The organism is Leptospira yanagawae serovar Saopaulo str. Sao Paulo = ATCC 700523 (assembly GCF_000332475.2).
In the GTDB taxonomy this organism is placed as follows: Bacteria; Spirochaetota; Leptospiria; order Leptospirales; family Leptospiraceae; genus Leptospira_A; species Leptospira_A yanagawae.
In genome coordinates, this window is sequence record NZ_AOGX02000047.1 from 173,531 (window position 1) to 200,174 (window position 26,644).

A 26,644-nucleotide genomic window follows, 5' to 3' on the forward strand; every position below is an offset into this window, starting at 1 on the left:
AAGAGACAGGAACAAGTATGAAACGGAAGGCAAGTTTAGGATTCATTCTACTGTTTCTTTTGTATTTAGGGTGTAAATCCTCTCTATTTGGGGTATGCCTATCTCCCGATGCCTTCGTTGAAACAAAAAAACTCCCTCCTTGCCACCAAACGGAAAACAAAAACACAGCCAATAACGAAAGTTGTGATTGCCCCATTATTTTAGATTCACTCCAATCTCCCAATGACTCTGCGACCATTCTAGGAAAACCATATGTTTCCTCGGTATTGTGGGTTCATTCCTTTCCATCTAAAGATTCCACTCTCTCAATGGAACAAACTCAGATTGGATTCTCTTTTAGAGAAACACGACTTCCTACCCATTCACCCATTCGTACGATTCGACTTTTGATTTGAGATTGGCACACCGACTCTGTTAGGTGACCACATTGATTTTTAGCTCTTAAACAATTGATAAACAAGGAATCGATTATGAACCGTAAAGAATTATTACAAAAAGCAGGGATGGCAGTGGCTGTTTCTGGAATTTTATCCACACTTTCCGCAGAAGACCATGACCATTCGGGTGCCATGCCAACTGCTGGCAAATCCAAGTATGCAAAAGCCATGATGGCAGCAATCCATTGCAAATTGTCCTCTGAGGTATGTTTAAGTCACTGCCTCACCGAACTTGGGAAAGGGGACAAAGCGATGGCAGTTTGTGCGGCATCCACTCGGGAAGTGATTAGCCTTTGTGATTCGTTTGTGAAACTTGCGAGCCAAAACTCTTCCTTTACTAAAAAATTGGCAAATCTTTGTATTGAAGTTTGTGAAGCATGCGCCAAAGAATGTGACAAACATGCCAACCATCATGCGGTTTGTAAAGAATGCCGAGATAGTTGTCTTGCTTGCGTTAAAGAATTAAAAAAAGTATAATTCGAAATCCGAATTTACTAAAAAAGCTGTCCATTGTTAGGTGGGCAGCTTTTTTAATGTTTAACGTTTTGTTTTCTTTTTGGCCTTAGGTTTGGGAACTGTTTTTGATTTTGGATTGGATTTTCCTTTGGAACCTGGTTTTGCCGCCAAACTGTTGCTAGGTTTTGCTTTTGTTGCTGGCTTGGACTCGGTTTTTTTTGATGGAGATTTCTTTTTTGCCAAACTTTCTTTGTTTTTTTTGTAAACAGAGGGCTCAAATTTTGAAAAATCCACTTCTATTTTTTTTGGAACCGCAAAGTCAGGATTTGCCTTTGGGTTGGGTGTGATGTTGATACTATCTTTTGGTGTTCCTAAAAATTCACGAAGGGTTCTGATGTTTTCATTTCGCCTAACAAGGTTATAGTTACCAGGGATATCAAACCACAAATCCCGACCTTGCCCAAACTCCGTACTTTCTTGTGGAGGGAAACTAAAATCTTCAATTGCAGAAAGGGGTTGGAACAACGGAAAAAATAGAGCATTTTTGTTATTCATTTTCACCCAGTCTGATTCATAACCCCAATACGAGTAACGAGTATTGGTGAAACTATCCGATCCATGGAATGGAGTTCCTAAGGTGATGAGTCGTTTTACCTTTCGTCTTGCTTCATCAGGTAAAATCAAAACCAAAAGCCCACCTGTATTATGAGCGATCAAAGTGACTTCGTTAGGTGCTGTTAAGATTTGTTTGGCAAGATACCCAACTGCCTCTTCCAAGGAAGTAGGGTTCCGTAATGTGGACAAAATGCCCACTTTGAATCCCAAATTGTCTAAATTGGATTTTAATCGGAGGTAATAAGACCTACCAGCTTTGAACCCAGGGACAATGAGGATATTTTTATCCTGATTCCGTTCCACGGTTAAATGACTAGGAAGATAAAATGACAATAAGGCCCAAAAACGTTCCAGATATTCAATGAATCGAAACATGAATTAAATGATTCAATCCGACACAATTCTTGTCTATGAAAATCAAACGCAAAGTAAGAAATCCTGAATTGACCGATAACCGTACTCACATAGGATTGCCTTTTAGGTTCCTATGTTCCAATTGGTATGTGTCATTTTATCTTTTTTGGTACTGCCGTCCTTCCTTTTGGCCAGTCCAGGTGGTTACGATGAGGCGGCCAAGTTACTCCCACAAATTTGGGAGACCAAATACCCACTTCCGTATGGAAAACTCCTACGAAAAGACCCTTTAGGTCAGGGAATCCGACAGGTTTCTCGAAAAAAAGGGAAGTATTGGGTGTACAATTTTGAAGTGTTTATGCCAAAATACGAAAGGAAAGAGACAGTCGCGGTTCCGAAATCGGAAGGACGTAACATCATTGTGTTCCTTTTCTGGAATCCGGGAATCAACGAAGAACCCCACCGGATCGAACTTGGGGAACCACATGAAGGGAAATGAAATGCAAAAAGAAAGCTCTGACCAACTCATCCGAGATACCATGCAAAAAGCTGGTCTCTCTCAGGCCTTTATCGATGATTTTATCTCCAAAGTGGATGCAGTCCGCCAAGGGGAAACAGGGATCGTTCGTTGGGAGGAAGTAGGAGATTTGGATCCAAAGACGGATGAAATTTCTTTGGAAGAAATCCATTCCTCTTACCCACTTGATCCATCCTTATTATCCAAGTTGGTTGTGATCAAATTAAACGGGGGACTTGGGACAAGTATGGGTCTTAACCAAGCAAAGTCTCTTATCCCAATCAAAGATTCTTATTCATTTTTAGCCGTTATGGCAAAACAAATCGAATCCTTACGAAGCCGGTATGGAATTGAAGTTCCCCTTTTATTTATGGATTCTTATAATACACAAGAGGATTCACAAAAAGAATTACAAAAAAACGGATTCAAACAGTCGTTACGTTCAAGTTTTTTACAACATAAAGTTCCAAGGTTAGAAACGAAAACCTTTGCCCCTCTGAAGTCCAACCAGGAAAAAGAAAACTGGTGCCCACCGGGCCATGGTGATATTTATTTCACCATGATGGAAGAAGGAATCTTAGATGAGTTATTAAACAAAGGTTTTGAAATCGCATTCCTTTCCAATGGCGATAATTTGGGAGCCACTGTTGATCCTCATATCGTTTCCTTTTTACTCAAAGAGAACATCCATTTTGCTATGGAGATGACACCTAAAACTCTTGCGGATAAAAAAGGCGGAGCAATCTATCGAAAGATAGTCGGTGGAAAAATGGTGCAGTATGAACTTCTAGAGACTGCACAAGTTCCAAAAGAACACGAACATGAATTTAGTGGACTAGGAAAATTCAGAACTTTTTCCACAAACAATTTATGGATCAACTTACGTGCGTTAAAAGAGAGATTCCAAGAAGGAAACTTTTCTTTGTCACTCATTGTAAATCCAAAACAAGTTGATGGAAAAGATGTGATCCAATTAGAAACAGCCATGGGAAGTGCAGTTGGGAATTTTTCTAAATTTAAAGGAATCATCATTCCAAGAGACCGATTTGCGCCAGTGAAAAAAACGGAAGATTATTTGATCCGGCGTTCCGATGCCTATGTTTTAAACGAAGATTTTTCTTTAACAATGGCAAAAGAAAGAAAAGAAAAGGGTCTAGGAGAGGTGCTTGTTCTTTTGGATGAGAAACATTATAAAAAAATCCAACAATTTGATGCATTGTTTCTCGTTTTACCATCCTTACTGTATTGTGAAGAATTGGTAGTAGAAGGTGAGATTTTGTTTGATGTTCCCATTTCCTTACGAGGCAAAGTCAAATTCCAAAACCAATCGGGAAGTATGAAAAAAATTTCATCCCTTTCCAAAACAGAGTTTGAAAACCAAACTGTTGTTCTATGAGAAATATTGGATTTTTTATTTTCATCGTCTCTCTATTAAATTGTGGATCACCATTTTCCTTTCGTACAGCATGTTATGAAAGGAACAAATGTTCTACAATTGAAGGTGCATGTTTTTTGCGGAACGATGTTTTTTATCGAGTATCAACCGGGGCTACAGAATACAGTAACGCTGATTTGGTGGCACTTGCAAGCAGTTGCCTTGGTTTGGAAAAAATTTGCCGTAAAAACTGTGAAAGTGGAACTATTTTTTAGTCTCTAATTTCAATCGTTCTTTCATTTGGTCAAAGACCCTACTGATATAGTCTTCATTTAATGAGATACGCCAATTGATCAGTGCACCCTCATAAAGAGTGATCAAATCTCTTGCCAAAGAAATTTCACTGGTATCGGAGCGAAGGTACCCTTTTTCTTTCCATTTTGCAATGGTCATCACAAAGAGGGATTCCCAACGAACAACGATTCGTTTGAACTCTTCGCTAAATGGTATCTCTCCCACTGGAAACTGGCAGGAAAAAATCGCGATAGGACAACCTTGGTAGTAGGATTCATTTGAATGGATTTGATTTAAGATTGCATTTGTCATTTCCCGGATGAAATCATTTGGAGTTTTTGACTTACGAAGGATCCCGCGAAACCACACCAAAACATCCACACCATAGGCTCTGATCACGTGTACACCTAAACTCTGTTTGGAGGGAAAATGGTCATAAAAACTTGCTTTGGCCGTTTCGGATTCCTTTATGATTTGGTTGATGCCCGTGTGGTAATAGCCTTGTCGGTAGAACCGATTTTTGGCGATTTCTAGGATCCGAAGTTTGGGAGAGGGTTTCATGCCTTTCCATGTTAGCAGAAACTCCAGGGAAGGGAAATCATAAATAGACAGAATTGTCTGTTTTTTAGTTGGCAGACAGGACGGTCTGTCTAATTCTGGGAGGAAGAGAGGAGAGAGTTCCTATGAAAATCGTCCATACGACTGAAATACCCGTCCTTTGGAGCCATTTGGATGCCAACGGGCATGTGAATAATGGTGTGTACCAATCCTATTTTGATGAAGCAAGGATGCAGGCATTGGAAACCATCGGTTTTTCGATTCGGGAGATGCGGGAAAACTTAGTGGGTCCCGTTGTCATGAAAGCAGAATTGAATTACCACAAAGCATTAAACCACCCAGAATCCGTTCGCATTGAAACTGGATTTCGGGACATGACACAAATCCGAGGGACTGTGGTGCAAAACATGTATCGTGTCTCAGACGGTGCACTTGTCTGCGAAGCGTTTTTCTCAGCTATTTTTTTTGATTTTGCAAAAAAACGACCTTGGAAAGTTCCAAAACATTATTTTGATAACCTAGCGGCCGTTTGATTGTATTCTTAAATCTTTTTTTAATCCAAATGCCACGATTGGTTCTAATCGTGGTGTGAATCAATCACTCTCGAATAAAGGAGAGTTGGCTTTTTTCTGGAACCAATCCTTTGTCTTCAAATTCTCCCGAAAGAGATTCGTAACTGGGAGAAAGTTTGATTTTCCATTTCCCTTTTTCTTCGATTAAATCTGAATCAACAATATTTTTACCACGGAAGATTTCGTTTTCGTTCCATTTCATGATGATGTTTCCATCTACGTCTTCTGCTTCAATGGACAAACGAATCGGTTTTACTTTATTTTTCCCGTCCCAGTACATCGCAGTCCAAGGACCAATAAACTTTTGAATGGCAGACTCACCAAAGGTTTTGATCTTTTTGATATCAGGAACGGTTTCCGATAATACTGCACTCACAGGAGTGGAAAACAAACTTTCTCCCACACCTTTTTGAACAGATTGGATCACAAAAAAATAAAATTGATTTTTGGCAAGGTTTTGCAATTTAAAATTCGTTTCAGATGTTTCTTTGACCAAAGTCCAATCTTCTTCATTCTTTTTTCGCATTAATATTTTATAGGATGTGACTTTAGGAATGGAATTCCATCGTAACGAAAATTCACCTATCTTTGGATTCTCTGTTACTGTTAACTCGGGTGCTTTCAACTGTAAGGATCTGCCTGCCACGAGTGACGCATAACCCAAGTCAGGTTCTGATGGAAGGCTAAATAATTCACCTTCAAACTCAGAAGTAACAACATAAAACGTTTCTTTAACTGAATTGTCTTGGTCTTTGTATTGTAACTCGGTCGTTTTTGCAATGCGTTTCCAAACTCCATCTTTTTTTCGAAAAATGTGATAAAAAGTGGCGCTCGGAGAACCTTCCCATTGTAATACGGTAACTCCAGGGTACAAACCTTTGGATGCTGTGAAATGTTCTGGTCTTGGTTTTAAAACTTCAGAAGGATCTAAGTGAGCCGAAACATAAAAACTGGCCTCTCCTTCCAATTGGTTTCGTTCTGGGATCACTTGGTAAATTTCATTATCCCCATTACGACTTGCTTTTAAGTCGGTGTATGTGTTTTTTTCAGTTTTACCTAAGAAACGAAAGATACGTGCCATAGCATTCCATTTGTATACCGCGTATGTTGTAGGAATCGGTTGGTTGTCCCATTCTAAAACGATCCGATCATTTGTGGGGGCAACACTTGCTCGTAAGTTTGTGACAGGTAAAATTCCAGAAGGTTTTGGTTCTTCTGACGCATAACCATCATTTGATTCTATAGATGGTTTTGAGATATAATTTTCATCTAAACTCGCTACTCGGTAATGGTAAGCAGTATTTTTTTGAACACCAAAATCATCAAAACTTGGTCTTTTAGAAAGCCCAACCAGTTGGTATTTTGTATCTATTTTTCGTTTCCTGTACACTTCGTACCCAATGGCTCGTTTTTCACTCGACCATGAAATCCGAATCCGATCAGAAAAATCTCCACGAGAAGCATACACTTCCTTTGGTGGAAAAAGGTTGTGTTCGCCATATTCTAACGATTCTAAAACATTAAACAGTTTTGATTCGGTAAGTAGTTGGTTTTCTGAAGCTCTTTCTGCAACGTAAATGGATTTTGTATGTTTTGGAAAACTTTCATAAGAAATCCAAAGCATTCCTTGGTCACCCCATTGGGTTCCCCAAGTATTCCATACTTTGAAGGCTTTCTTTTTTTCATTAAATCCTAGGATGACGAGAGACTGGGCACCTAACACTTCTCCTGCACCTTGGTTGTAAACGGCATCCGGTTTTGGATCCAAAAAGTTTTCATAAACCAGGTAACCGATTAGTACAGGTTTTTTTTCAGTTAAGGCGAGTTTAACGGAATTTAAATCATGTGGATCAATTTTGAAAATGTGACCAAGCCTTGCTTTCCGTCCTTGTTCTACGATATTGGCTTTTGGTTTTGTGCGAATGTTTGAATTCCCTTCATTCATTTGTTCCATAGGTACGGACCCTCGGCTTGTCGCAAGGACCAAAGCATCGAGAAGTGAAACTGCTTGGTCTTTTCCACTATTCAATTGGTTATAAATAAAATTAGCTGAATAAAGGAGTTTTTGTCCATTGGCGGAACTCGGACCAATCGTTGAAAGATTTCGAATTCCTTTTTTTCCTGCTTCTATATAGGAAATAAGCCCATATCCTACCGTATAACCAACATTATCTTTCCCAATCCCTTGGTCCATAGGTGTAGGAAAATCAGGACTTAGGTCGATACTAGAAGGTAAATCTGAATTTGTGAGTTCGGATATATAAGGAGGAATGCTTTGGTAAAGCGCAAAAGGATCAGGAGTTAAACCAGGTTTTTTGAGAGATGATTTGGTTTCGGTTTTCCCAGTAATGGGTTTGGATTGAAAGCTAACAATGATTAACCCAATTATAAAAAATAGACTGCCAAGAGCAATTTTTTGTTTTGTATTTTGAAACATCTTAATCCTCTTCTAAGTCGAAACTGATTGGCAAACGATGTGCCATTCTGGTTGGTTTTCCTTTATCATATCCAGGTGAAAATCTTGCCCTTTGGATGATTCGAATGGCAGCTTCATCAAACCCATACCCCGCACGACCCGAAACAATTTTCACCCCTTGTAATACACCTTGTTCATCCACTTGTACCATGACAACGACAGTCTTTTGGGTGATATTGGCTGCTTTGGCTGCTTCAGGGAAGTATGATTTGAGATCAAAATCAATGATGGGAGTAGGTGGTCTGTCTCCATTAAACGAAAACAAGTACCCATCTTTGTCTGTTCCATTTCCTGAAAGTTGGTTTGGGTTTAAGTCAGAATTGTCTGGTTTGTCTTCGGCATCTTTGTTTGATCCTTCCACCCATTCTTGTTTTTCAACAGGGGCAGGACTAGACGTTCCACCGATGAGTTCTGGAGGAATCTCTTCAAAGGAAACATCCACATCTTCCATAGAAGTTTCTTGGAAAGCAGCTTCACTTGGTAAGGTGAGGATGAAATAAATTAAATAACAAAATACATGTAAACTGACAGAGGCAAAAAGACTAGCTCGGAAAAGTCCAAACCTTCTTAATTTGTATTGTAGAAACAATGTAAATGACTTCATAAATTCAATGTTTAATGGTGAATATTCGGTGTGGAACTAGACGATTGGTTGTGTTTTCCACTCGTTATAAAACTAGCATGGATTTCTTTGGATAGGATTTCCAAATGCCCAATCACTAGTTTCATTTTGCGAGTGAAGTAGTTATTTGCCATAACCACAGGAATGGCCACTGCAAGTCCAGCTGCCGTTGCAAGAAGTGCCGTTGAGATACTTCGCATCACCACCTCTGCACCAGAATTTCCAAGAGTTCCCAAACCATAAAACGCTTTGATCACACCAAGGACCGTTCCGAGTAATCCAATGAAGGGAGTATTGTTCCCAAGTGTGTTTAAGATCGGGAGTCGTTCTTCCAAACTCAGGCGTTCTTTTAAAATTTTTCCTTCCATAAGTTCTGACAAACCCTTGTGGTTTTCTTTTTCCCTTTCCAAAACAAAATGGATGAAGCGAGTATAGGAATTTTCCATGGGATGGGTTTCGAGTAATTTCTCAGTGCCTTTCAGATCACGGTGGCGGATGAGAAGTGTAAGTGAATCGAGAAGTGACTCCGATTCTTTGTTAAAATTACGTTTATAAACAATGAACCTTTCGATGAAAACAGCAATGGCGAGAACACTCGCGAGTAACATCACGAGGAAGATGATTTTTTCCCCAAGGTCTACGAATTCTTGCATTTTGGAACCTTCTAACGGACAGAATCCAATCCTATGAACTACAATCAAAGAGAAAATTTAAAGAAAAAGAACTTCGGTTGATCCCAATTCCACCCCAAAGAAAGAATGATTCCAAGGATTGGTATGAAGGCAAAAAACATTCTTCTGAACAGTTTTGGGGTTCTTTTCATTGGTTTCGGCGTATTTCTCGTCGTGTTCTATGCTACAAAATCTTGGGAGACATTCCTACAAATTTGCCCCAACAAAGACTTTTTGTCTTGGGATGAAAACATACGACTCAACCAAGTCCTTGACCAGTATGTCGATTTTCGAAACGGAAATTGGTTTTATGGTGTGATGCCCTTTTTAGAAAGTCCCACATGGCCTCCGTTACGTTCGCTCTTAACGTTTGTTACTTTGTATTTGCCAACGGATGCGTATGAAACCTACCGAGATAGTTTTCTTGGCATGTTCTTTTTGATTTTGGTATACCCAGGTTTGGTTTACACAACTTTCCGAATGACCAAATCACTTTTTTGGTCAGGGTTATTCTCAAGTTTGATATTTATACTCACCATTCAAACAGTTGAAGTGCCTGCTTATTCACTGTCTTCCATGTTGGAAACCCAGTCGATGTTTTTTCTGCTACTTTCTGTGTATACAATTTATCGGTTGTATGACAAAGACAACAAGGAAACTGAAATTGATGGCACCACCAAATGGCTCGTACTCATTTCCTTATTTGGATTTTATTTCACAAAGTATCCGTATGGAATTTTGTTTTTTATGGCTTGTTTTTCTTATGAGCTCATTCGATCTCCTGGGAAATACAAAGAAGTATTATTGTACTTATTAAAACATTACGCGAAGAACATAAGATTATTGTATTTGATTTTTGTTGTCTTAATGGTGTTTTCTTTGCCTGTGCTGCGAGTGGTCACAAAAATTAATTTAAACCAAAAAGGTTTCAAACAGTTTATGTTTGGAATCACCTTTGTTTTGTTTGTTGATCTATCGGTATACCTTTTTCGTAACCGAGATGCAGTGAAAAAAATATTCCCAAAAACTGCAGTTGTATTATGGGCCTATGCGATTTTCCCATCGTTTTTATGGTTATTTTTGAATCCTGATCGAGTGAATGCCCTGATCGATGCCCAAATGATCGTAAATGCATATACAAGGAGTTTTTTCTTAACCCTTTGGACTGAACCTGGAAAAGATCCCTCTGTACCTGGAATTTTTGATTTTGTTTGGGGTTTTCGTACCTTGGTATTATTTTCCACCTTGTCTTTGTTATACTTTTTTGTGCGCACAAAAGAAACATTATGGAGTAAAATCAAAGATCCACTGGTAGCAGCAACTTTCGTTTTGTTTTTAGAGCTTTTGATTTTGGAACTCACAACTGGGAACAAACAGCCACGGCATGTGTTGCAATTCATTCCAGCCATTGGGCTTGTGGGATTTTTATGGATTTTAAGGTTGTCTCAATTAGCTGATCATAAAATTCAAAAGATCACGGCAATTTCTGTTCTCATCCTCACAACAAGTTTTGTTTTTTTTAACTCAGTTTATGAACAAGGGATTTTGTCGGGAAAATTTTATGAATCCAAAATGTTTTGTTACCGCGGAATGAATGCAAGTGACTTCCAACCCGCAAGAGAAATTGCAGAACATATTTCTCCAGATAAAAAATACATCCTTATCAATGCTTTCCATTTCCAAGAAAAATATGATACAAAGGGTAGGGTGTTGGCATCGGATTTTGATCTTGCGATGAAACTTCGTACATACAAACAGGGAATGGTACGAAATGACAACAAATACCGATGGAAAGATTGGACAAACTTTGATTCTGTTCTTTTATTGAGTGATGTTTGCCCAGAACCTTTTGTGGAAGAAAAATTTGAAAATCGCACAAAAATGTTGAACAGTAAGTCAACATTGCTGTCTACTTACAGAGAGAGTACCGGTATTGCTTGTTTACAAGAATACAAACTCATCAAATAGAGACAGAAATTCATGAGTATTGCTTCCTTTTCGATCAAACGCCCCATTTTTATATCCTCACTTGTGATCATCATGGTGATCACAGGTTATATTTCCTTAAAACGAATTGGTGTGGATTTATTCCCTGACATCAACATCCCTTTTGTTGTGGTGTCTACAGTGTACCCTGGTGCAGGGCCCGAAGAAATTGAAACATCTATTTCCAAACCATTGGAAGAGGAACTCAGTTCCATTTCAGGACTCAAACGGATCACTTCGAGAAACCAAGAAGGAATATCACTTGTTTTTGCTGAGTTCAGTTTGACAACCGATATCAAATATGCCGAACAACAAGTACGGGATAAAACGGCAAGGGTCAAACCACTTTTCCCTGAAGCATCTAAGGAACCACTTGTCCAAAGGTTTGATCCCTCGGACCAACCCATCATGCGGATTTCTTTATTTGCTGACCTACCAGAAGGGGAACTTTATGATTTGGCAAAGGAAAAAATCAAAACCAAATTAGAGCAGGTAAATAACGTAGGTGCTGTAAAAATCATTGGTGGGTCTCGCCGTGAGATACACATTGAATTGGATCGAAACAAAATCAATGCCTACCAAGTGCCCGCAATTGCCATTGGGAACCAAATTAAAAACTCCGGTGTGAATATCCCAGCTGGGAAAGTGGAAGGTGGGGAAAAAGAAACTTCTTTTCGAACGGTTGCGAAATACGAATCCCTATCTCAAATTGAAAATACAGTTGTTTCATTTGGTGGTGAATTTGGACGAGGTGTGCTTGTCAAAGACTTGGGCTCCGTGAAAGACACCTTACAAGACCGCCAAACGCTTGGTTTGTTGTATGCTCCTATCAAAACAGAAGAACACGAAGAACCTTCTATCATTGGGAAATTATTATTCAAATACGAAGCTCCTAAAAAAGAAAGAGTCCAAAAAAAGGCACTTTTTTTGGATGTTTACAAACAATCGGGAGCAAACACAGTTGAAGTCGCTGATGGAATCTTAAACAAAATTGATACCATCAATGGCCAAATCAAAGACCTCAAAGGAGCGCCTAAGGTCATTTTGATACGAGATGGGTCAAAATGGATCCGTGCAAATATTGAAGACGTTACCATTGCTATCATTTTGGGGATCTTCCTTGCAGTCCTTGTGGTTTATTTATTCCTTGGGAATGTTCGTTCCACTTTGATTACGGGAATGGCTCTCCCCAACTCCATGTTAGGTGCTTTCATCATCATGTATGCCATGGGATTTACCATGAACGTGATGACGTTACTCGCATTATCCCTTGCGGTGGGACTTTTAGTTGACGATGCCATTGTGGTGAGGGAAAACATTTTCCGAAAACTGGAAGAAGGAGAATCGGTCATCGTCGCGGCAAGGAAGGGAACGGAAGAAGTGACTCTTGCTGTGATTGGAACGTCCTTAACTGTGATTGCTGTTTTCCTACCGATTGGATTTTTATCAGGGATCGTCGGTCAGTTTTTCAAACAATTTGGTCTCACAGTGGTATTTGCAATGATCATCTCTCTTTTTGATGGTTTGACCGTTGCACCAATGTTATCTGCTTATTTTGCTGGGAAAAACGATATCCACAAAGAAAAAAATATTGTGCTTCGGTATTTTGATAAGTTCCAAAACTTTTTGGACAGAATGTACGGTGTCATCATGAAGTTTGCATTAAAAAAACCATGGGCCGTAATTCTTTTAACATTTTTAACTCTTGTCACTAGTATTTTTTCCCTTGCCTTTGTGAAAAAAACCTTCCTCCCACCGAACGACCAAGGGGAGTTTATGGTGAATGTGGAGATGGCACCTGGAACTTCCTTAAGTGGGACTTCGGAAATGGTAGAAAAAATCCAAAACGAAATCATCAAAAATGTTCCTGAATTGGAACTTCTAGCAACAGTTGTTGGAAATTCTGATGGTGAGTCAAACATTGCAACGATTGGTGTGGCACTGCTTCCATCCGAATATCGAAAACGTACCACAGGTGATGTAAAAGACCAAATTCGTGAAGTTCTGAAAGCTTATCCACAAGCTCGCCCTAAGGTGAACGATTATTCTGCGATCGGTGGTGGTGTGCAATATCCATTTAACCTGAACTTAAAAGGGGAAAACTTAAAAGATCTAGAATCCTATTCTTTTCAGGTGATGGAAGAATTAAGAAAAGTTCCAGACCTTACGGATGTTGACACAACATATAGAACGGGGAAACCAGAATTCCAAGTGGTTCCTGATCGAGCGAAAATGCAAACGGTGGGAGTCGTCGCAGGAGTGATGGGAGCTGAGCTTCGTTACCACATCGAAGGTGGGGAAGTAGCAAAGTATTTAGAGAGTGGAATTGAGTATGATGTGAGACTAAGGCTTCGAGAAGACCAAAGGAATCTCAGAAAGTCTTTTTATGAAACAAGAGTTCCCAATATCCAAAACCGACTCATTCCTTTGAGCGCCATCGCAGATGGCAAAGAAAGTTCATCACCTGCAAGGATCATCCGAGAAGACCGTTCTCGTGTGGTGCCAATCAATGCAAACCTAGCTCCTGGTGGTGCGATTGCATCTGCCTCAGAATCTGCGGTAAAAATTTTAAAAGAGAAATTACCACCTCCTCCTGGGATCACATATTCCTTTGTGGGGCAATCAGAGGATTTCAAAGAGTTATTACAAAACATAGTGCTTGCCTTTGGAATGGCACTTATCTTCATCTATCTTGTGTTAGCGTCTCTTTATGAGTCGTTCATCACACCCATTACGATTCTGTTTGCCATCCCACCGGCCATTTCGGGTGCCTTTTTTGCCCTCGCTTTGACAGGTGAGATGTTAAATCTATTCAGTATGATTGGGCTTATCCTACTTATGGGTCTTGTTGCCAAAAACTCAATTTTACTTGTGGACCATGCCATGTTAGCGATGAAAGAACATGGGATGTCAAGGGATGAGGCAATTTTTGATGCCGGAGCCAAACGACTTAGACCCATCTTAATGACTTCTCTTGCCATGATTGCAGGTACATTGCCAATTGCCCTAGGAATCGGTGAAGCTTCCAAATCGAGAACGGCCATGGGGATTGCCATCATTGGAGGACTTGTTTTATCCACTTTGATTACCCTTATCGTGGTACCTGCTGTTTTTGGTTACATTGACAGGCTCCGAGAAAAAATTGAAGGTGCTTTCCGTCCTGACTATGAAATTAGGCCCGAAGATTTAGAAGATTGATGAAAACGGAAATTGGATCACCGGATCCATTTTCCAATTTAAACTTGCCCAAACTTTGAATTTGGTGTTCTCTTGCTATCATGTCTAGCGAACGCCGAATTTACAAACGTATCTCTGAAAAAGTCCACCTCACCTACCGTGTGATCCAATCGGGAGCAGGCTCTGCTCAGTTCCTTCCCAGTGATAAGGGAGAGGGGGACTCGCAAGACATTTCCGAAGGGGGTCTGCTTTTCCGAACAAAAGAGCCGATGCCTCTGGGGACAAGGCTTGAGTTGGAACTTAGGTTCCCTGATGTAAAATATGTTTTGTATCCAAAAGCCAAAGTGGTTCGTTTAGAAGAATTTGGGGAAGGTGCTTTTTATGAAGTGGGCTTAGAGTTTAACCAAATCTTTGAAGATGACAAAAAACTTTTATTAGAACACATCCACAAACTGGAAGTGTGAAATCAAATTCCAAACCCCTATCAGATTTTTCAATACCAATCACTCTTTTGGCAATATGACGCTCTTTCAAAAGACAGTTCAAAAAATATTTGGAAGAGAATATGATCCAATTTCGCTCATTGCCGTATATTCTGAAATTCTAAATAAATTATATCTATTAGGTTTTGCATACACACTTGCTTATGCCCAAAGTGTGTACTTAGAATGGGGCAAAGAAGATTTGATCAATTGTTACCTCTCCTTTGTACAACTTTTAATCAGTTTGTTTCTTGTAGGCATTTCGTTTTGGTATCAAAACACAAATGGATTTATTTCTAAACTGGTAAGGTTTTCTTTTTTTTTCTTAGTTCTTGTGGAAATAGAAACAGGATTTCATGATCCAATTATCCCTTATTTTGATCCAAGAAATTGGTTAACCATCATTGCACTCATTGGAACCACTTGCTTCTTTTATCCAGGACTTGTATGGCAATTCATTTTAGAATGGACCATTGTCTTTTTTCTGTATGTAACACGTGTGGCGTTTAATAATGAAGGTTCCATCCCTGAAGAAACATGGCGTGAGATGTCAACCACCGTACCTTTGTTTTTGGTTGCATTTTTTCTCAACCATTGGTGGTTCCAAACTCGTTACATCGCCGCTTACCGAGGGATGTTACTCGAAGAAAAACGTAGAACTTTTTTCCAAGATATCCACGACAGTTTGGGTTCCAAACTCACGGACTTGTATTTGTTAAGCCAAAACTTAGAACAAAATCCTACTCAAGTTGGTTCTCCTCAAATTCAAAAAATCAAAGAATTGTCAAGTGACGCCTTACAATCGTTACGAAACCAAGTAAAAGAGGAAGACCATCGTGAAATTTTACAAGAGTCGTTGGTAGATGGAATCCATTTGCTTGTCAAAAAAAGATATAAATCTTTGGGCCGAGACATCTCCATAGTATTGGATTCTTTGGAGACTGACAAACTCATCCAAATCAAAGAACCTGAACATGCCCATCACATCCTACAAATTTTGAAAGAAATTACAACCAATGACTTACGCCATGGATTTGGGAAAACTACATGCCAAGTAATGGTGACGGAAGATAACCTTACCATCAATTTTATCTCGGAAGTACCAACGAATTTACAAACAAAACAATCCTTGGAACAGAATCCGAAGCCTTCCTCTTTGGAATTTGGATTAGGAATCAAAGGGATTGAACAAAGAGTCATATTTTTACAAGGAAAAGTTAATTTTATAGATTTCCCTTTCCAAATTTTGATCAAACTACCAAAGTCGATATTTAGTTTATGAATCAGATCCTAGTTGGCATCATTGAAGACAACCCTGATTATTTGAAATCCCTTACAGATGTACTTCTTTTGCAAGGGAATGTTTCCATTCTCACCTGGGATTCAGCGGAAAGTTTTTTCCAGACCCCTCCAAAAGAAGAATTACAATTGTTATTAGTCGACATTGGGCTTCCTGGGTTAACGGGAATCGATGTATTAAAAAAATACCACACTGTGGAATCTCGAAAAAGCCTTGTACTTTCTGCCTTACAAACCGATGACGTGATTTTTGCAGCGATCCAATCAGGTGCTTCTGGTTATATTTGGAAATCGGAATTGGATTCTCTTCCTGATACCATCCAAACCATTTTAGAGGGAGGCAGTGTGATCTCTCCTTCGATTGCTACTAAGGTTTTGTTATCGTTTCGGGCTTCGAAAACAAATCCAGATTGGAAGTTAGGGCAAAGTCAAAAGGAACAAGGATTAGAAGTACTCACACCTAGAGAGAGACAAATTTTAGAACTCATTACGGAAGGGGACAACCCACAACAGATTGCACAACTTTTTGGAACATCTGTTGGTACAGTCAGGCAACAAATCAAAACCATATACAAAAAACTCCAAGTCAACACCCGGGTTCAAATGTTAAAAAAGGCAAGGATCTTCGGTATTTTTTGATCTTTGCCATTTGCTTCATTTTTATACCATTTGGTAGATAGACGAAGTTAGGGAAATAACGTATACTTATGGTTGCATTGGAATTCCATCAATATGAAACGAGCCAGAAAGACCCATTGAATCCCTATTTGTGGAATGGCTTACGAATCCTCTTTTGGTTTGGGACGTATTGTTTGGTTTTGTTTGTCCTCAATTTCATACACTAAACCTGTTCAAAAGTAGATTCTCCTGGATTCGTTTTCGTATTGAATCCAATCCATTTGCATTTTCCTTTAATGAATGATGACTTTTACGTGCACCATCGTGTCCATAACGCGGTGGTGTTTTTTTAGTTACCGAGTAGGGTTTTGATTTCTCGGAGCAGTGTGGATTTTCCGCCCATCAGTTTGGCTTCAGAACGCAAGATCGCTTCTTTTTTCCCTTCTTTGGCAAAAAATTGATCGAGAACCGCTTCCCGTAAGGATTCTTCAAACCAAGTTTTAGTTTGGTCCTCTCTATTTTTCGCATAATATCCGTTTGCTTTTGTGGTAGAGATGTAGTCTTTGATGAGTTTCCAAATTTCATCAATTCCTTTTCCACCAAGACCACTACAAGTTGTGGCCCGAGGTGTCCATTTGGATTCTGGAGCAGGGAAGAGGTGGAGCGCTGATTCGTATTCGGCTCTTGCTCTTGTGGCATAGGCTTCATTAGGGCCATCAGCTTTGTTGATGGCGATAAGGTCTGCCATCTCCATGATCCCTCGTTTGATCCCTTGGAGTTCGTCTCCGGCACCGGCAAGCATGAGTAATAAAAAGAAATCCACCATAGAATGGACTTGTGTTTCCGATTGTCCCACTCCCACGGTTTCAATGATGATAGTGTCAAATCCTGCGGCCTCACAGAGATACATACTTTCTCGAGTTTTCCTTGCGACTCCTCCAAGCGAACCACTGCTAGGTGAAGGCCGAATGAATGCATTTTCTGATTTTGATAAAACTTCCATTCTGGTTTTATCACCAAGGATGGAACCTTTTGTCCTTTGGCTACTCGGATCAATGGCGAGAACAGCGAGCTTTCGATTTTGTTCGAGGATGAAACTGCCAAAACTTTCAATGAAAGTGGATTTTCCCACTCCCGGAACTCCAGTGATCCCAATGCGGATGGAGTTTCCTACCTTTGGCATCACCAGTTCTAAGATGGCTTGGGCTTTGTCATTGTGTTCATCCAAATTACTTTCAACTAAAGTTATGGCCTTGGATAGGGCAGTGCGGTTTCCTGCGAGGATTCCTTCGGCAAGGGACAAAGCAGTGGTTTCTTTTTTGGATAAGGATTTCCGTTGTTCTTTGATGTAAGGAGAGATCGCAGGGGCATCTGCCACACCAGGATTTACCGAAAGGGCTGATTTTGGTTCGCCAATAACGCTTTGCTCTTTTTTGGTTTCGTCCGCTTTGTTCACTTGGTCCATGGTTTGTATCGTTCGGATCGTTTGTTCTGCCTATTGTTTCGAAAATAAGTTCAAACGGACCAACCAAACTCCACCGAATGTTTGTTTGTCTTTCGGTGACCTTTGGTTGGTGTTTTGTTTGCTTCTTTTATCGACTAAGCGGCTCTTCGTTCGCCAAGTAACAAATTTAAGATTTGTTTCGCAGCTTCAGAAATCACGGTCCCTGGTCCAAAAATGGCAGTGGCACCTGATTTGTAGAGAAAGTCATAATCTTGTGCTGGGATCACTCCCCCCACAACAACTAACACGTCTTCGGCGCCCAGTTTTTTCAATTCTTCAATCACTTGTGGAACCAAAGTTTTGTGTCCAGCAGCAAGAGACGATACTCCCAGTATATGACAGTCGTTTTCTACTACTTGTTTGGCAACCTCTGCTGGCGTTTGGAAAAGTGGCCCGATATCAACGTCAAACCCCATATCAGCAAAACTAGTAGAGATCACTTTGGCACCTCGGTCATGGCCATCTTGTCCCATTTTGGCAACCATGATCCTAGGTCTTCTCCCTTCCAGTTTTGCAAATTCATCCGCAAGTGACCTTGCTTCGATATAACCTTTGTCTTCGGAAATTTCTGAGGAGTAAACTCCAGAGATGGACCTGATCACAGCTTTATACCTCCCGAATACTTTTTCCATTGCATATGAAATTTCACCGAGGGAAGCACGTTTTCTTGCGGCATCCACTGCGAGCTCAAGTAGGTTTCCATTACCAGTTTCAGCACATTTCGTAATGGCATTTAACGCAGCTTCGACGGCAGTGTTATCTCTGTCTTTTTTCATTTGTTCAAGACGTTTGATCTGTGCGATTCGAACGGCAGTATTATCGATATCCAAAATATCAAGTGGTGCTTCCTTATCCAAACGGAATCGATTCACACCCACAATCACATCTTTACCAGAATCGATACGAGCTTGTTTTCTTGCCGATGCTTCTTCGATACGCATCTTTGGAATTCCTGTCTCAATTGCTTCTGCCATCCCACCTAATTTTTGTACTTCGGTGATGAGATCCCATGCTTTGTGGACTAAGTCATTGGTGAGTTTTTCCACATAAAACGAACCCCCCCAAGGGTCGATGACACGGTGGATGTTTGTTTCTTCCTGAAGGTAAATCTGCGTATTACGTGCAATCCTTGCAGAGAAGTCTGTGGGGAGGGCTATCGCTTCATCCAGGGCATTGGTATGGAGGGATTGTGTGTGGCCAAGGGCAGCTGCCATGGCTTCAATGCATGTCCTTCCTACGTTATTGAATGGGTCTTGTTCTGTAAGTGACCACCCTGAGGTTTGGCAATGGGTCCTGAGTGCTAGTGACTTTGTGGACTTTGGTTGGAATTGGTTTACAATCTTTGCCCAGAGCAGACGTCCTGCCCGCATTTTGGCAATCTCCATAAAATGGTTCATCCCAATCGCCCAAAAGAAGGAGAGGCGGGGTGCAAATTCATCTACTGAAAGGCCAGATGCAATTCCTGTTTTGATGTATTCCCATCCATCAGCCAATGTATACGCGAGTTCCAAATCAGCAGTGGCACCTGCTTCTTGCATATGATACCCAGAGATGGAAATCGAGTTAAACTTAGGCATGTACTTGGAAGTATAACCAAAGATGTCCGCAATGATTTTCATCGAATGTTTAGGTGGGTAGATGTAAGTATTACGCACCATAAATTCTTTTAAGATGTCGTTTTGGATGGTACCTGAAAGTTTATCTTTGGAAACCCCTTGTTCTTCGGCAGCGACAATGTAGAAGGCGAGTACGGGAATCACAGCACCATTCATTGTCATGGAAACTGACATTTGGTCGAGAGGGATTTGGTCGAAGAGGATTTTCATATCGAGGACCGAATCAATGGCCACTCCCGCTTTTCCCACATCTCCTACCACTCGTTCGTGGTCAGAATCATAACCTCTGTGTGTGGCAAGGTCAAAGGCAACAGAAAGTCCCTTTTGCCCCGCTGCTAAGTTCCTGCGATAAAAGGCATTCGATTCTTCGGCCGTGGAAAATCCTGCATACTGGCGGATCGTCCAAGGTTTGTTCACATACATCGTGGAGTAGGGTCCCCGAAGGTAAGGTGGAATTCCTGCTGCGTAATTTAAATGTTCCATCCCTTCCAAGTCAGAGTTTTGGTATCGTGATTGGATGGAGATCCCTTCAGCCGTTTGCCAAAGGGAAATGGACTTTGGGTCTGGTTTTGGAGCACTAAACGAGAGAGGGGTATTTGCAAAATTAGGTTTCTTCATTTTATTTCCCGATCCATTTGGTTTGGGCCTTTTCCATAAACCCAACGAGGTTACGTTTCATGTGGATGAAGTCATCGATGCCGAGGGATTCCGCTTGGCTTATTAGGTCCTTTGGATAACCCGCAAGCAGTTTCCAAGAGTTTGGAAGTTGCGATTTCATCTCGGAAACAAATTCAGGTAGGTAGGTCGCATATTCTTCGTCAGACGAACAAAGGACAACAATTTCAGACCCAAGTTCTTTGGCTTTTGCAACACCTTCTTTTACAGAAGAAAAACCAAGGTTGTCGATGATTTCATATCCGAGGCACCCAATGAAGTTGGAACTAAAACCAGCCCTTGCCTTTCTCATGGTGAGGTCCCCAATGGTAAGTAAAAATACCTTTGGTGCTTTTTTACCGGCAGCCACATGGAGGTCCGTTTTGTTCCTCCATTTGTCAAATTCATAAGATAGCCTAAGTGGCACCAAACGCTCGTAAGTTGAGTTTTCTGAATACGAAAGTCTTTTTTCCGTTTCGGTTATTGATTCTTTTAGTTCCGCATGCCTTTCTGTAGGGAGTGGGTATTGGTTTGTCCCAAGTAGGATTTCTTTTTTTGAAGCAAGGGCCTCTCTTTTTTTAGAAGCACGTACATTGACTTCTTTTTGAATGGTTCCTTTTTTTAGAGAGGCGCCGAAACCACCGTCTTTCTCGATGGTTTGGAATTTTCCCCAAGCAGTTTCTGCCAGTTTTTTAGTGAGGACTTCCAAATAGTATGAACCGGAAGCTGGGTCTTCTACCTTGTCTAAAAACGATTCATAACGAAGGAGGAGTTGGGCATTCCTTGCAATTCGTTTGCCTAACTCTTGTTTTGTGGTGTATTCTGAATCGAATGGGGAAACGGAAATAAAATCTGCCCCACCAATCACCGCGGACATTGCAGCCGTTGTCCCCCGTAACATATTTACATAAGGATCGTACGCTGTGTACTGAAAATTGGAAGTTTGGGCAAGGATTAGGGCAGGAAGTGTTTCTCCAAGGCCTGGTTTGTAGGCATTTAGAATTTCTGTCCAAAGGATTCGCATAACGCGGAATTTGGCGATCTCTGTAAAATAATCCGATCCAATTCCCATCCAAAACCAAATGTTAGCAGAGGCATCTTCTATAGAAACTCCCGCATCCAAATGCTGGTTTAGGTAATCCACTCCCCAAGCCAGGGAATAGGCGAGTTCTTGGCTAATGGAAGCCCCTGAATCGCGTAAGTACAAACTATGGATGCCAACACCGGCAAAACCCTTTGTTCCCGAAAGAGAGGCAAAACTAGTGCCTAAGGTATTCTCTTCACAACCGAGTTCGCCGCAGAGAAGCGCTGTTCCATACGGATCAAAATCACCAAGTACTGTGTTATGCGAAGGGACCAGTTTTTTTAAGGAATCTACAAATTGAGGAGTCCTTGTGGCAAGGGAAACGATGAGGGGAATGGCGCCAACGGTTTTTGACAAAACTTCTAAATCAGAAGCCGATGAAATTTTACAACCATATTGAGTTCCATTTTCTTCATGGGAAATAAGGATGGCAGCATCAACTCCCTTTTCTGAAAGAGAATTGGCTTCGGAATTTGTTGTGACAGATTCAGTGACTTTCCATCCCGGGTTTCGTTTGAAAACTCTTGGTAAAACAGGAAGGTCTTCTTTGCGGTAAAAGGGTTCAATTTTAAAACCTTCTTCGGTTTCCCAGGTCACTTTGTCCCAAGGACTGCCTTTTAGGTCTTTAAGGATTTGGTTTTTCCAATCTTCGGTGGATACTTCGGGGAAGTCTGAAAATAAAAATTCGTTCAATTTATTCCTCTACGATTTGGTAATCTTCCATATAACCAGGGAAGTCGCCTAACCCTCGTGTGAAGGTGAATTTTGCAGGATACACAACCAATCTTTTCCCTGATTGGATGAATGTTCCAGAGAGAAGTGTGAATGGGGAAGCAACAATAAACGCAGCAGTTCCAAGAATTGTTCCTGCAAGTCCCATAGGTCGTGCAACGATGAGATCAATCAACATTTCACCGCCAGATGGGACTTCTCTTGCGGATAGGGTTTGTGTCCACAAAAGACAGATTAAGAAAAGGATAGACAAGGGTCGTGTTTGTTTCATAGGCTGATCACTCGGGCTTTCCATCTGATGAAATCTCGAGAATGATATCTGTGTAAAGTAAGAAATATGGCTAAAGAAATTGTTTTGTTTGTTCTCTTTTCTATTGTGCATCTGCTTGCGATCGTTACGATCACTAAGGATGATGTTTTTTATCTTCCATCCAAAATCATACCAATCCTTATTTTGATTGTGTCTTTGTTTCGATTTTTCCCGAGTTTGGAAAAACGTGGGAAATTGGTGGCGGTGGGGTTTGTATTTTCCCTTTTTGGTGATAGTTTTTTAGCCATCCCGAAAGAAGGATACTTTGTACCAGGGCTTGGATCCTTTCTTGTTGCCCAATTGATTTATTCGTACGCCTTCACCATTGATTCTAAAATCAAACCGCTGCTTGCCATTCCTTTTTTACTGTTTGGAAGTTCCTTTTTTATGGTGCTCGCACCGAAACTTGGTGCCCTTATGATCCCAGTTGGGTTTTATATTTCTGCCATTTGCCTGATGGGTTGGAGGGCCGCTGCGAGAAATTCCATTACAAAACCATTTTATTTAGGTCTTGCGGGAGCCCTCGTTTTTATCCTTTCCGATTCGATCATCGCGTATTCAATGTTTCTAAACCGGGAGATGGATCGTTCTATCGCTTCTCTTGGCATAATGATCACCTATTATCTTGCTCAATTGCTGATTTATGCAGCTACAAAGAGGGAAGAGTTAGACGTTCAATCAGTGAAAAATACTTGATTCACCTCGGTCAAACGAGTATCGTATTTATGGTTTTACAAAACCAGGGAAAGGGATTATGAAATCACTAAAAAAAACATCCTTTATTGAAGCAGTAGCGGCTGCAATTGAACATGAGGTTCAATGTTTCAATTTTTATCTTAAACTTTCTGAAAGTTTGCCAGAAGGACAAATTAGAGAACTCTTCAGCCAACTCGCGTTAGACGGCGATGAGCATATCAAATACATCAAAGAAATTTACAAAAGTGCGGAAGGTAAGGAACTTCCAAATCTAAAACAACTTTCTGAAATCGAAAAATTCCATTCATCCACCATCCAAAAGATCATGGATAGACTCGATCGAAACAAAAATGCAGAAGTAAAAGCCGACGAAAAAAAGGCAATCGAACTTGCGATCCGAGAAGGGGAAGATGCTCGTAATTTTTATGCGACCATCCGTGGGAAATTCCAAGACCCAAAAATCAATTTGTTATTCCAAAAATTAGCAAACTTTAATGAATCCAACAATTCATTGTTAGAAGCTCAAGCCATGGCGATGGAACAGTCCACACCTGCCGACCAAGTGTTTTATTGGGAAGATGAAGAGTTACTTGCACAAGTAAACCCTCCTTCCAAATCACAACCAAAACCGAAGGCACAGACCAGTCCTAAACCGAGCCAAAAACCAAAAACATCGTCAAAGGCGAAACCAACGCCTACAACAAAAACTTCCTCTAAAACGGTTGTAAAACCAGCAAACAAAGCGAAGGTGAAAAAGGCACTTAAAAAGGCCGCTAAACCATCTCCTAAAAAAGCCAAACCAAAGGCAAAACCGGCAAAGAAAAAAGGTAAGAAAAAATAGTGAAATACCAAGTCACCCATACATTTCCAGTCCCATTAGAGAAACTTTTGCATGCGAGAGAGGAACGATACAAACACCTAGACCAGTTCCCTGATCTAAAGAACGTTACCTTACTCGAAGAAAAAAAGGAAGGGAACCTCATCCACCAAAAACGAAAGGTGAGTTTGGAGGGATCCATGCCTGCCGTATTGTCGGCAGCTCTCAATGACCTATCCTTACTCGAAGAATCCACGTTTGATATCACAACGAATACCCATGAATTTAAAATTTCCCCTCCTGGGAAAGACAATGTGTTTGTGATCAAAGGGAAAAGCAAATACGAAGCGAGTGGTGCAGAATCCACTAGGTCTTATGATGTAGACGTAGTATCGAGTTTACTTTTTGTTTCTCCCATCGTAGAGAAGGCAATCGAAGAAATCCACAAACATAGTTTGGAGAAGGATAGAAAATCCATCGCCAAATTTTTAGGGGTTGAAACCTAGGGAAGAAGTGAAAACTTCTTCCCCCTCGTTCCTTCGTTCTGTATTAGAACTCAATTTGACGATCCTTATCATGGGGAACGTCACTTTGTTTGCCAAACTCCTACCGTTTCCTGCCGTCACCATTATCTCGGGTCGTGCTTTGTTTTCCGTTTTGGTTTTGGGTTTGTTTTTTTTACTCCGACGTAAGTCCATATTGTACAGAAGTTTTAAGGACTTTAGTTTTGTCTTTGGGATTGGGATTTTGTTTGCCGTTCACTGGGTTACATACTTCCATTCCATCCAAGTTTCAACGGTTGCGGTTGGGATGTTGTCCCTTTTCACTTATCCTGTGTTTTCTGCCATCTTAGAACCTTTGTTTGGTGGAAAAAAGCCAGAGCCATTTGCGTTATTTTTAGCTTGTTTTTCTTTGTTTGGACTTTTTCTCATTGTGCCAGATTTATCTTGGGACAACCAAATGTTCCAAGGTGTGGTTTGGGGGGTGGTATCGGCAGTATTGTATGCGATCCGCAACTTACTTACAAAAGAGATGCATGTACATTATCCAAGTTCTCAAATTCTATTCACCCAACTTTTAGCAACTTCCTTGGTTTTACTCCCCTTTGCCGATGGACTTTCCCAGATGCTTTCAGAACCAAAGTATCTCCTCTTCCAAGTGATCCTTGCGGGAATTTTTACCTCCCTTGCTCATACCATTTGGATTCGGAGTTTGTCAAATTTATCAGTGACTACGGCGGGAACGTTGTCCACTTTAAGCCCGATTTACGGGAGTTTGGCGGCATGGTATTTTTTAGGAGAAGTCCCTCCCGATAGGTTATGGCTCGGTGGAGGGGTGATTTTGTTTTGTGCTGTGATGGAAGTGTTTCGGAAACAGAAAGAAAATCGGATACAGGAAAAAGAGAAACTTGTGTAAAAACCCACTGTCACTTTGCTTCGACAGGGGCTTCATTCCGGTTGACTCGCAAAGTAAAAATTATCTTTTTATTTCCAAAACCAAGATAAAAAGAACTTTTATAAAAAGATAGATCAACTAGGAATGATCATTCATGAAATTGAAGATAACATCCGCTCGCAACACGGAAGTGGTGATTTTTGAAAATCAAAATCTCGTCTATTTTAGAGCACAAAACCCCAATGATCCAACCGTTAGGAATTATCCTTATATTGATACTCTCAATCAGAATCCTTCGACCAACTACAAATGGTCGATTTCTTATTTTGATTATTTGATTCAATTAATTCAATCTCTTAGGTCAGCTAACAAACACTTTCTCGATTACTTCATGAAACCAAAAGTCTTAGTAATATTCCCGGAAGATATTTTTGAATCAGAAAGAGTATTTTTGAGATCTTTGTTCGCGGAATTGGCTCGTGAAATTTATCTAGCGGAGTCCTTCCACGTATGTCAGTTAAGTGTATTTTCTTTCGAACATTTAATGGGTAAAAAAATTCTTACACTTGGTGAAAGATTAAACCAAAGTTTTACTCATATTGAAAATTCCGAATTGATGGATTCAGAACTCATTACTGATCTAAATGAGAAAATGCAATGTTCACAGTTTGATTTAATTATTAGTCATAAAACTACAAATAAGATTCCATTGAATGACGGAATCTTTTTAGAAGGTGAGGAATTAAGAAAACATTTGATCGTTGGAGCTAAAATGTATCTTGATTTTTTAAATATCTAAAATTTCTCAATGCACAGGCTCGCCTAATGGATTAAATGTGAATCATCTAGTCCAAAGGCGAGGCGCCCTAACGCGTGTCGGTTGGTAAACTCACTCGTGCAGGTGGTGGATCACACGTACGAGTTTGTCTTGGACTTCTTTTGCGATGGATTCGAGTTCTGAGTTTTGGACAAGTTTTGTCATGGTCATGGGATCAAAGATCGAGACTTTGATTTCTCCGTTTTTTTCTTCTGTCACAACTACGTTGCATGGTAATAACATCCCAATTTCGTCTGTCGTTTGTAAGGCTCTGTGCGCAAAACTGGGGTTACAGGCACCGAGGATGGTATATCGTTTGAAATCGACTCCGATTTTATCTTTTAAGGTTTGTTTGACATCAATGGTGGTAAGAACACCAAACCCTTCTTTTTTGAGTGCTTCTGTTGTGTCGTGTATCGTGTCTTCAAAACTCTTTTTTCTGTGTACGGTTAACCCTAACATAAATCCTCCGAATTCCTATACCCCATAGGGTATAGGCGGTTTTGGAAG

Annotated in this window: 26 protein-coding genes; 16 read left to right on the forward strand and 10 right to left on the reverse strand. The window is 40.4% G+C overall.

Annotated features, from left to right (window positions below):
- The first annotated feature begins 17 nt into the window (after window positions 1-17).
- Window positions 18-395 (forward strand): hypothetical protein, encoded by a 378-nt coding sequence (locus LEP1GSC202_RS18905; RefSeq protein WP_015679338.1) that lies wholly within the window; start codon window positions 18-20, stop codon window positions 393-395.
- Window positions 396-470: 75 nt separating this feature from the next.
- Window positions 471-914, forward strand: a complete 444-nt coding sequence (locus tag LEP1GSC202_RS18910; RefSeq protein ID WP_015679275.1) for a four-helix bundle copper-binding protein — start codon at window positions 471-473, stop codon at window positions 912-914.
- Window positions 915-974: 60 nt separating this feature from the next.
- Here LEP1GSC202_RS18910 and LEP1GSC202_RS18915 read toward each other — a convergent pair whose 3' ends face one another.
- The gene (locus LEP1GSC202_RS18915) at window positions 975-1,883 is read right to left on the reverse strand and encodes an esterase/lipase family protein (RefSeq protein ID WP_015679203.1); all 909 of its coding nucleotides are present in this window, start codon (window positions 1,881-1,883) and stop codon (window positions 975-977) included.
- Window positions 1,884-1,995: 112 nt separating this feature from the next.
- On the opposite strand from LEP1GSC202_RS18915, the gene LEP1GSC202_RS18920 reads away from it, so the two are divergent.
- From LEP1GSC202_RS18920 to LEP1GSC202_RS20525, 3 genes are read left to right on the forward strand one after another with little or no spacing between them, the layout of a single operon-like run.
- On the forward strand, window positions 1,996-2,361 hold the full coding sequence (locus LEP1GSC202_RS18920) for a hypothetical protein (protein ID WP_015679279.1): 366 nt from the start codon (window positions 1,996-1,998) through the stop codon (window positions 2,359-2,361).
- 1 nt (window position 2,362) lies between these two features.
- The gene (locus LEP1GSC202_RS18925) at window positions 2,363-3,775 is read left to right on the forward strand and encodes a UTP--glucose-1-phosphate uridylyltransferase (protein WP_015679403.1); all 1,413 of its coding nucleotides are present in this window, start codon (window positions 2,363-2,365) and stop codon (window positions 3,773-3,775) included.
- Window positions 3,772-4,029, forward strand: coding sequence for an LA_0364 family Cys-rich lipoprotein (locus LEP1GSC202_RS20525; RefSeq protein ID WP_039929586.1), 258 nt, complete (start codon window positions 3,772-3,774; stop codon window positions 4,027-4,029). The genes LEP1GSC202_RS18925 and LEP1GSC202_RS20525 overlap by 4 nt, the downstream gene beginning before the upstream one ends.
- Here LEP1GSC202_RS20525 and LEP1GSC202_RS18935 read toward each other — a convergent pair.
- Entirely contained in the window at window positions 4,019-4,609 is a 591-nt protein-coding gene (locus LEP1GSC202_RS18935) for a TetR/AcrR family transcriptional regulator (RefSeq protein WP_015679349.1), read from the reverse strand. The two genes, LEP1GSC202_RS20525 and LEP1GSC202_RS18935, sit on opposite strands and share 11 nt — an antisense overlap.
- A gap of 122 nt (window positions 4,610-4,731) precedes the next feature.
- On the opposite strand from LEP1GSC202_RS18935, the gene LEP1GSC202_RS18940 reads away from it, so the two are divergent.
- Window positions 4,732-5,139 carry an acyl-CoA thioesterase gene (locus LEP1GSC202_RS18940; RefSeq protein WP_015679322.1) on the forward strand — a complete coding sequence of 136 codons (408 nt, stop codon included), beginning with the start codon at window positions 4,732-4,734 and terminating at the stop codon, window positions 5,137-5,139.
- Window positions 5,140-5,203: 64 nt separating this feature from the next.
- On the opposite strand, the gene LEP1GSC202_RS18945 is transcribed toward LEP1GSC202_RS18940, so the two are convergent.
- Genes LEP1GSC202_RS18945 through LEP1GSC202_RS18955 form a run of 3 tightly spaced genes read right to left on the reverse strand, consistent with a single transcriptional unit; the run spans window position 5,204 to window position 8,929 of the window.
- On the reverse strand, window positions 5,204-7,615 hold the full coding sequence (locus LEP1GSC202_RS18945; RefSeq protein ID WP_015679319.1) for a fibronectin type III domain-containing protein: 2,412 nt from the start codon (window positions 7,613-7,615) through the stop codon (window positions 5,204-5,206).
- 1 nt (window position 7,616) lies between these two features.
- Window positions 7,617-8,258, reverse strand: coding sequence for an energy transducer TonB (locus LEP1GSC202_RS18950; protein WP_039929587.1), 642 nt, complete (start codon window positions 8,256-8,258; stop codon window positions 7,617-7,619).
- An 11-nt stretch (window positions 8,259-8,269) separates the two neighbouring features.
- On the reverse strand, window positions 8,270-8,929 hold the full coding sequence (locus LEP1GSC202_RS18955) for a MotA/TolQ/ExbB proton channel family protein (RefSeq protein ID WP_015679450.1): 660 nt from the start codon (window positions 8,927-8,929) through the stop codon (window positions 8,270-8,272).
- A gap of 123 nt (window positions 8,930-9,052) precedes the next feature.
- Between LEP1GSC202_RS18955 and LEP1GSC202_RS18960 the strand changes: the two genes are divergently transcribed.
- From LEP1GSC202_RS18960 to LEP1GSC202_RS18980, 5 genes are all read left to right on the forward strand, one after another.
- Window positions 9,053-10,915 carry a hypothetical protein gene (locus tag LEP1GSC202_RS18960; protein WP_015679226.1) on the forward strand — a complete coding sequence of 621 codons (1,863 nt, stop codon included), beginning with the start codon at window positions 9,053-9,055 and terminating at the stop codon, window positions 10,913-10,915.
- Between the two features lie 12 nt (window positions 10,916-10,927).
- Complete coding sequence (locus tag LEP1GSC202_RS18965) at window positions 10,928-14,131, forward strand: efflux RND transporter permease subunit (protein WP_015679211.1); 3,204 nt, start codon at window positions 10,928-10,930, stop codon at window positions 14,129-14,131.
- A gap of 80 nt (window positions 14,132-14,211) precedes the next feature.
- On the forward strand, window positions 14,212-14,574 hold the full coding sequence (locus LEP1GSC202_RS18970) for a PilZ domain-containing protein (RefSeq protein ID WP_015679320.1): 363 nt from the start codon (window positions 14,212-14,214) through the stop codon (window positions 14,572-14,574).
- 55 nt (window positions 14,575-14,629) lie between these two features.
- Window positions 14,630-15,874 (forward strand): sensor histidine kinase, encoded by a 1,245-nt coding sequence (locus LEP1GSC202_RS18975; RefSeq protein ID WP_015679388.1) that lies wholly within the window; start codon window positions 14,630-14,632, stop codon window positions 15,872-15,874.
- Window positions 15,871-16,530 carry a response regulator transcription factor gene (locus LEP1GSC202_RS18980; protein ID WP_015679441.1) on the forward strand — a complete coding sequence of 220 codons (660 nt, stop codon included), beginning with the start codon at window positions 15,871-15,873 and terminating at the stop codon, window positions 16,528-16,530. The genes LEP1GSC202_RS18975 and LEP1GSC202_RS18980 overlap by 4 nt, the downstream gene beginning before the upstream one ends.
- A gap of 328 nt (window positions 16,531-16,858) precedes the next feature.
- Here the strand turns inward: LEP1GSC202_RS18980 and meaB are convergent, their stop codons facing one another.
- The 4 genes from meaB to LEP1GSC202_RS19000 form a co-directional block, all read right to left on the reverse strand.
- On the reverse strand, window positions 16,859-17,974 hold the full coding sequence (gene meaB, locus LEP1GSC202_RS18985) for a methylmalonyl Co-A mutase-associated GTPase MeaB (RefSeq protein ID WP_015679454.1): 1,116 nt from the start codon (window positions 17,972-17,974) through the stop codon (window positions 16,859-16,861).
- A gap of 134 nt (window positions 17,975-18,108) precedes the next feature.
- Window positions 18,109-20,247 carry a methylmalonyl-CoA mutase gene (gene scpA / locus LEP1GSC202_RS18990; protein WP_015679430.1) on the reverse strand — a complete coding sequence of 713 codons (2,139 nt, stop codon included), beginning with the start codon at window positions 20,245-20,247 and terminating at the stop codon, window positions 18,109-18,111.
- 1 nt (window position 20,248) lies between these two features.
- Window positions 20,249-22,060: a methylmalonyl-CoA mutase family protein gene (locus LEP1GSC202_RS18995; RefSeq protein ID WP_015679288.1), complete on the reverse strand. Its 1,812-nt coding sequence runs from the start codon at window positions 22,058-22,060 to the stop codon at window positions 20,249-20,251.
- Between the two features lies 1 nt (window position 22,061).
- Window positions 22,062-22,370, reverse strand: coding sequence for a hypothetical protein (locus tag LEP1GSC202_RS19000; RefSeq protein ID WP_244147781.1), 309 nt, complete (start codon window positions 22,368-22,370; stop codon window positions 22,062-22,064).
- Between the two features lie 66 nt (window positions 22,371-22,436).
- Here LEP1GSC202_RS19000 and LEP1GSC202_RS19005 point away from each other — a divergent pair, with 66 nt between their 5' ends.
- From LEP1GSC202_RS19005 to LEP1GSC202_RS19025, 5 genes are all read left to right on the forward strand, one after another.
- Window positions 22,437-23,105 (forward strand): lysoplasmalogenase, encoded by a 669-nt coding sequence (locus tag LEP1GSC202_RS19005; RefSeq protein ID WP_015679345.1) that lies wholly within the window; start codon window positions 22,437-22,439, stop codon window positions 23,103-23,105.
- Window positions 23,106-23,163: 58 nt separating this feature from the next.
- Window positions 23,164-23,946 carry a ferritin-like domain-containing protein gene (locus LEP1GSC202_RS19010; protein WP_015679305.1) on the forward strand — a complete coding sequence of 261 codons (783 nt, stop codon included), beginning with the start codon at window positions 23,164-23,166 and terminating at the stop codon, window positions 23,944-23,946.
- Window positions 23,946-24,428, forward strand: a complete 483-nt coding sequence (locus LEP1GSC202_RS19015) for a DUF2505 family protein (protein ID WP_015679259.1) — start codon at window positions 23,946-23,948, stop codon at window positions 24,426-24,428. The genes LEP1GSC202_RS19010 and LEP1GSC202_RS19015 overlap by 1 nt, the downstream gene beginning before the upstream one ends.
- Before the next feature lie 7 nt (window positions 24,429-24,435).
- On the forward strand, window positions 24,436-25,338 hold the full coding sequence (locus tag LEP1GSC202_RS19020) for a DMT family transporter (protein ID WP_015679456.1): 903 nt from the start codon (window positions 24,436-24,438) through the stop codon (window positions 25,336-25,338).
- Between the two features lie 133 nt (window positions 25,339-25,471).
- Complete coding sequence (locus tag LEP1GSC202_RS19025; RefSeq protein WP_015679257.1) at window positions 25,472-26,116, forward strand: hypothetical protein; 645 nt, start codon at window positions 25,472-25,474, stop codon at window positions 26,114-26,116.
- Window positions 26,117-26,206: 90 nt separating this feature from the next.
- Here the strand turns inward: LEP1GSC202_RS19025 and LEP1GSC202_RS19030 are convergent, their stop codons facing one another.
- A complete protein-coding gene (locus LEP1GSC202_RS19030) occupies window positions 26,207-26,596 on the reverse strand; it encodes a DUF302 domain-containing protein (RefSeq protein WP_015679429.1) in 390 nt (129 codons plus the stop codon).
- Window positions 26,597-26,644: the final 48 nt, after the last annotated feature.